We start from the raw sequence: 6206 nt of genomic DNA, 5'->3' as shown, positions 1-6206 counted from the left end.
ACCAGTCTCACTGGCGGGGCGTTGTCGGTCGGCCTGACTCGTACTAATCTACACACCCCACCCCACACCCACAAACCCCCAGCTCACAACAGGTATTGGTCCTGCAAAACCTGGAATGCCCAGGGTTTTGCGCCGACAGGCACTGGTTTAACGCACAAGGCCGGTGCTCCCCACTGAAGGAAAGCGCCGGCCTTGTTCCTATTACTGACTACTCAGTCACCCGCTGGATATCTGCACCAAGCTTCTGGAGGTTTTCCACGAAGCTGGGATAACCGCGATCAATATGGAAGACATCACGAACCTCAGTGACGCCTTCTGCACAGAGTGCGGCGATGACCAGGCCGGCACCGGCACGGATATCGGAAGACCACACTGTTGTAGAGGAGAGCTGTTCAATTCCACGCAGAACAACATGGTGTCCATCAACGGTGGCATCCGCCCCGAGACGCTGCATCTCGTCGACGAAACGGAAGCGGGATTCAAAAACATTCTCTGTAATTACCGCGACACCTTCGGCAACCGCATTGATGCCGATGGCCATCGGCTGCAGGTCTGTCGGGAACCCTGGGAATGGCAGTGTCTGGTAATCAGTGGCAACAGGACGTTTATCCATGCTGATGCGGAAACCGTTTTCAAAGGTTTCCACATTCGCGCCTGCCAACTTCAGCTTCTGTAGGGGTAGGTGGAGATAACGCGGAGCAATTCCTCCGACGGTGACATCACCACGGGTCATGGCTGCCGCATAAGCCCAGGTGCCGGCGACGATACGATCACCGATAACCTCATGGGAGGTGGGCTGAAGCTTTTCCACACCATTAATAGTGATGGTTGGTGACCCTTCACCCTCAATATCGGCTCCCATGGAACGGAGCATGCGGCACAGGTCCACAATCTCCGGCTCGCGGGCTGCGTTATCCAGCACCGTCTGCCCCTCAGCCATCACAGAAGCCATAAGAATGTTCTCGGTGGCGCCCACTGATGGGAAATCGAGGGTGATGTTGGCGCCGGTAAGCTTCTCCGCTTCCGCCACCACTGCCCCGTGCTGGGTGCGGGTGGTCGCTCCAAGTTTCTCCAAGCCACTCTGGTGCATGTCCAGGGGGCGGGATCCAATGGCGTCACCGCCGGGGAGGGAGACCACTGCCCGGCCACAGCGAGCGGTTAAGGGGCCAAGAACACATACAGATGCGCGGAATTGGGTGACCGCTGGGAAGTCTGCGTCTGATTTGAGGTCGGCTGGTGTGTGGATGGTGACAATATGACCGTCAATATCCACCTCACAGCCCAGGCCTACAAGGACATCACGCATGAGGGGGACGTCGAGAATTTCGGGGCAGTTGGTCAGCGTTGTTGTACCTTCGGCCAGCAATGCTGCCGCCATCAGTTTCAACACACTGTTTTTTGCTCCATTGACCTTTACAGATCCCTGCAGCTTTGCTCCGCCGTTGACTAGAAACTTGTCTTTCACGTGCCCCACCTTATCCGCCCCCGCGTCATGATTGTTCCAAGGCGACTAAATTTGATTGGCATGGCTATTCACCTGACCAAAATTTATACCCGCACCGGCGATGATGGAACGACCGGTCTATCCAACTTTTCCCGTGTCCCCAAAGATGATCCACGACTGATCGCCTACGCAGATTCCGATGAAGCAAACTGCGCCATCGGCGAAGTTCTTGCACTTGGCAAGCCTGATGAAGAGATGACTAAGGTTCTGCGCAGGGTTCAAAACGAGCTTTTCGACGTCGGCGCTGACCTTGCCAACCCCATCGAGGAAAACCCGAAGTACCCACCACTGCGTGTCCTCCCAGAATATGTTGAACGCCTGGAAACTGACTGCGACAAGTGGAACGAAGATCTCCCCAACCTCGACTCCTTCATCCTCCCCGGTGGTACCCCCGCCGCCGCACTGCTGCACACCGCCCGTGTTGTTGCCCGCCGTGCGGAGCGTTCCGCCTGGGTTGCGGTACGCGAACACCCGGACACCACTTCAGTTCTGCCAGCGAAGTATCTGAACAGGTTGAGCGATCTGCTGTTCATTCTTTCGCGTGTCGCCAACAAGGGCGATGACGTGAAGTGGGTTCCGGGTGGTGAGCGTTAAAAGTTCCTGACCTTTCAGGAACAGGCTTTCAACAGCCGACGATCAGGGCAGTGCGCCGATCCGGCGTGCCGCGTTGACCGCCTCATAACGGGTGTGGGCACCGAGCTTGCGCATGACCGAGCGGAGGTAACTCTTCACGGTCTCTGCACCAATGCCCATTTCCTCTGCTGCCTCAACGTTGGTATGCCCCAAGGCCACGCAGGCCAGAACATCAAGTTCGCGGGCAGAGAGCTTGGTGGTCTGCTTGACGCGGACCGGGGTGACCATCTGATCGCACAGCTCTTCCAGCTCACGACGTAGCTCTTCATCGGTCACGCGGTTGGCCAGCATGCGCAGCTTCGAGTGTGTTGAGCGGACCTGCTCCCACTCGGCACCATTCATCACGCGGTTTGGTTTGAGTGCGCCCCGACCATCTGGGGAACCACTACGACGCAGCGCAGAGTTGATGGCCAGATCCTGTTCCAGTGTCCTTGCGGTCATGGTGACCTCTTCAATGACAGTGTCACCGAGACGGACAGCGGAGTGAACGCCCACGTAGAGCACGCCACGGATCTCCCGGTGAACAATCACTGGTACCGCCACGATGGAGTGGAGACCCTCATCCTGGATGGCGGAATCCTTTTCATGAGAGATCACATTCGCGCGGGTGTAGTCACTGACACCTACTGGACGACGGGTAGCTACAACGCGTCCGCCCACTCCCACACCGGGTTCAACGGTCAGGTTCTGGAGCGCTGGGGTACGCAGACCCACCCACTGGGTGATATGAAGTCGATTGTCTGGAAGGACAGTCGCATACATAGTGACGGGAATGCCGGTGGCGGTTTTCAGCGACGCCAGAGCCGAGCGAATGGCATCTTCATCATCTTTGATCCGCTGTGTATCCACCTAGTAGTCATCCTCCTGCTTTACACCCGTGCTGGTACACCCGAAGGGGCTCAGCCGAGTTCGAAATATCCGACAGGCGTACAGTGTAACTCCCCTTTGGGGGTAGTCATAGTCAGCCTAGCCTCATCAGGATGTGAGGTAGAGCGCTTGACTTCTTTGATTTTGGGGGTGATGGAAAAAGTTCCCCACCCCCTAAATGCCACCCCCAAGAGCTCAAGCCCCCTCCCCCCGTCCAACTTCATGCAGTTCACACTACATTTTCCAGTTTTTGCCATGCCACACCAAGGGGATCGCCTGCAGCGCACCCACCCACCCCCAAATGAGGTAAGTGATCGGAAAAGATATCACTAAGATCGTGTCATAGAACACTATTTAAATGACTAAAACCCCTTCAAACTGTCACGGTTCTTAGGTTTTGATTGAAATTAACTGACAAAGTCCAGATTCTTCCACCCTCTCACCCCCCAAAAACCTTAACCAAATACATCGCCGCCCGAACCTCACCCCCAGGCAATACCCTTATGCGAACCCTTGGCCATGCGCGAGCCACTTACGGACCCCAGTATCCCCTCCTTGCACAATCCCAACCGACCGGACCCCAGCCCTACCCACACCCCCATGAAGGAATACTGCCCCCCTCATTGAGGGTTTTCCTCACTCTGCCTCACCTCCCCACCGCCCTCCACCACCTGCGAAAACATTCCGGTCTAGAATATCCATACCGCTTGGTCTGTTTTGTGACGGTTTTTTGTGTAGACTTTCTTCTCACAGGGCAGAGCACGTGAAAATCTTTGAGCTACTGCCCCAGATTTTCCGCCATAATTTATTTTCAACCAAGGAGCATCTCTTTCATGGGTAATGTGTACAACAACATCACTGAAACCATCGGCCGTACCCCACTGGTTAAGCTCAACCGCCTGACCGAGGGCCTCGAGGCCACCGTCCTGGTGAAGCTGGAGTCCTTCAACCCGGCAAACTCCGTCAAGGATCGCATCGGCCTGGCGATTATCGACGCCGCTGAGAAGTCCGGCGAGCTGAAGCCAGGTGGCACCATTGTTGAGGCGACTTCCGGCAACACCGGCATTGCCCTGGCCATGGTCGGCGCTGCACGCGGTTACAACGTTGTTCTGACCATGCCTGAGACCATGTCCACTGAGCGTCGCGTCCTGCTGCGTGCCTACGGTGCAGAAATTGTTCTCACCCCAGGTGCTGCAGGCATGCAGGGTGCCAAGGATAAGGCTGATGAAATCGTCGCCGAGCGTGAGAACGCCATCCTGGCCCGTCAGTTCGAGAACCCAGCCAACCCACAGATCCACCGTGAGACCACTGCCAAGGAGATCCTGGAAGACACCGACGGAAAGGTCGATATCTTCGTTGCAGGCTTCGGCACCGGCGGAACCGTCACCGGTGTCGGCCAGGTGCTGAAGGAGAGCAACCCCGAGGCACAGGTCTACACCGTTGAGCCAGAAGCTTCCCCACTGCTGACCTCAGGCAAGGCCGGCCCACACAAGATCCAGGGTATTGGTGCCAACTTCATCCCTGAGGTTCTTGATCGCAAGGTCATCGACGATGTCATCACCATCTCCAACGATGATGCTGTCTCTTACGCCCGCAAGCTGGCCACCGAAGAGGGCATCCTCGGCGGTATCTCCACCGGCGCCAACATCAAGGCAGCACTGGATCTCGCGGCCAAGCCTGAAAACGCCGGCAAGACCATCGTCACCGTCGTCTGCGACTTCGGTGAGCGTTATGTCTCCACCATCCTCTACGAAGACATCCGCGATTAATTACCAGTAGGCCCACGCTTCTCCCGCGAGGGCCACTGATTTCAACCGCCTGCAAATACATCACCGTCCCTCCTGGACGCCCAGTGCCAATGATGTGACTGTGGGCGGTTTTCTAATTGATCCACTTCTCCACTGAATTAATCCAGGGAGTAAACCCGGAAGCCCAAGAAGTACGCTGTTACACTTGCCAGCATGCTTTCAGTTGTGAAGATGATCCGCGAAGACCTGGTTAATGCACGTAACCATGACCCTGCAGCTCGTGGTGACCTGGAAAATGCGGTCGTCTACTCAGGACTTCATGCAGTCTGGGCCCACCGCGTTGCACATTGCTGGTGGAAATCCGGCTTCCGTGGCCCTGCACGCGTGTTATCCCAGCTGAACCGGTTCTTCACCGGAATTGAGATTCACCCGGGTGCCACCATCGGCCGGCGTTTCTTCATTGATCACGGCATGGGTGTTGTCATCGGTGAAACCGCAGAGATCGGCGATGGCGTCATGATGTATCACGGCGTCACCCTGGGTGGCCAGGTGTTGACCCAGACCAAACGCCACCCCACCATCGGCGATAACGTGACCATCGGTGCCGGCGCTAAGGTTCTGGGTCCCATCACCATCGGTGCCGGATCTGCCATCGGTTCCAATGCCGTGGTGACCAAGGACGTCCCAGAGAACCACATTGCCGTGGGCATCCCTGCCAAGGCCCGTCCCCGTGGCGCTGGTGAAACCATCAAGCTCGTTGATCCGGATTACTACATCTAACATCCCCTCACATCATCTGTGGCCCCTGCTGATGCTTTCCTCAATGGAGGAAATCACCTTGCAGGGGCCACAGTCTGTTTCAGGACAGCTGTTATTTCTTGAGTTCTGCGTATTCAGGATTCTTGTTGATGAAATGAGCAACCGCAGAACAGGAATCGTGGACCCGGATGCCGTGAGTGCGGGCATCATCCAGTGCGTATTGGATGAGTGGGGAGGAAAGTCCCCGGCCGCGGAATTCGGGTTTGATCACGGTGTGGTTGAAGTTTCGGTAGTCGGTTCCATCAACATAGCTGGCAAAGCCTGCCGCCTCACTATCCACGGTGATCACAAAGCGTTTCTGGCCCTCGTTGTGGGTGATCTCGATGTTCTGCTTCTGCTCACTCATAGGTTTTCTCCTTATTGTGTCTGGCTTCTGGCCTGTCTGAGGGGGTGGCGTCGACAAGCACCTAAGACCTTTATACAGAAAACAACAAACCACCCTCATCAATTCCATTGGATTTGATGAGGGTGGTGATTGTGGCCAGAGCCGGGATCGAACCGGCGACCTTTCACTTTTCAGGCGAACGCTCTACCGACTGAGCTATCTGGCCAGGAAATGATCTATTTTACAGAACATTACCTGCGACCCTGACGGGACTTGAACCCGCGACCTCCGCCGTGACAGGGCGGCGCGC

At 56.3% G+C, this 6206-nt stretch carries 6 protein-coding genes and 1 tRNA gene; 3 read left to right on the top strand and 4 right to left on the bottom strand.

Annotation, left to right across the window (positions count from 1 at the left end; translation table 11 throughout):
* Nucleotides 1-208 precede the first annotated feature (208 nt).
* Nucleotides 209-1465 carry a UDP-N-acetylglucosamine 1-carboxyvinyltransferase gene (gene murA, locus Q0M74_RS12535; RefSeq protein WP_293954976.1) on the bottom strand — a complete coding sequence of 419 codons (1257 nt, stop codon included), beginning with the start codon at nucleotides 1463-1465 and terminating at the stop codon, nucleotides 209-211.
* 60 nt (nucleotides 1466-1525) lie between these two features.
* On the opposite strand from murA, the gene Q0M74_RS12530 reads away from it, so the two are divergent.
* Nucleotides 1526-2098, top strand: coding sequence for a cob(I)yrinic acid a,c-diamide adenosyltransferase (locus tag Q0M74_RS12530; RefSeq protein ID WP_293954974.1), 573 nt, complete (start codon nucleotides 1526-1528; stop codon nucleotides 2096-2098).
* A gap of 42 nt (nucleotides 2099-2140) precedes the next feature.
* Here Q0M74_RS12530 and ramA read toward each other — a convergent pair whose 3' ends face one another.
* The gene (ramA, locus tag Q0M74_RS12525) at nucleotides 2141-2986 is read right to left on the bottom strand and encodes an acetate metabolism transcriptional regulator RamA (RefSeq protein WP_293954972.1); all 846 of its coding nucleotides are present in this window, start codon (nucleotides 2984-2986) and stop codon (nucleotides 2141-2143) included.
* A gap of 851 nt (nucleotides 2987-3837) precedes the next feature.
* Between ramA and cysK the strand changes: the two genes are divergently transcribed.
* Together cysK and epsC are read left to right on the top strand one after the other, a co-directional pair.
* Nucleotides 3838-4773 (top strand): cysteine synthase A, encoded by a 936-nt coding sequence (cysK, locus tag Q0M74_RS12520; RefSeq protein WP_293954970.1) that lies wholly within the window; start codon nucleotides 3838-3840, stop codon nucleotides 4771-4773.
* Nucleotides 4774-4965: 192 nt separating this feature from the next.
* Complete coding sequence (gene epsC / locus Q0M74_RS12515) at nucleotides 4966-5532, top strand: serine O-acetyltransferase EpsC (RefSeq protein ID WP_293954968.1); 567 nt, start codon at nucleotides 4966-4968, stop codon at nucleotides 5530-5532.
* A 91-nt stretch (nucleotides 5533-5623) separates the two neighbouring features.
* Here epsC and Q0M74_RS12510 read toward each other — a convergent pair whose 3' ends face one another.
* A complete protein-coding gene (locus tag Q0M74_RS12510) occupies nucleotides 5624-6016 on the bottom strand; it encodes a GNAT family N-acetyltransferase (protein ID WP_293954966.1) in 393 nt (130 codons plus the stop codon).
* Nucleotides 6017-6049: 33 nt separating this feature from the next.
* Nucleotides 6050-6122: transfer RNA gene (locus Q0M74_RS12505), tRNA-Phe, on the bottom strand.
* Between the last annotated feature and the right edge of the window lie 84 nt (nucleotides 6123-6206).

Source organism: uncultured Corynebacterium sp. (assembly GCF_945649885.1).
Lineage (GTDB): Bacteria > Actinomycetota > Actinomycetes > Mycobacteriales > Mycobacteriaceae > Corynebacterium.
This window is presented reverse-complemented; position numbering and strand designations above follow the sequence as displayed.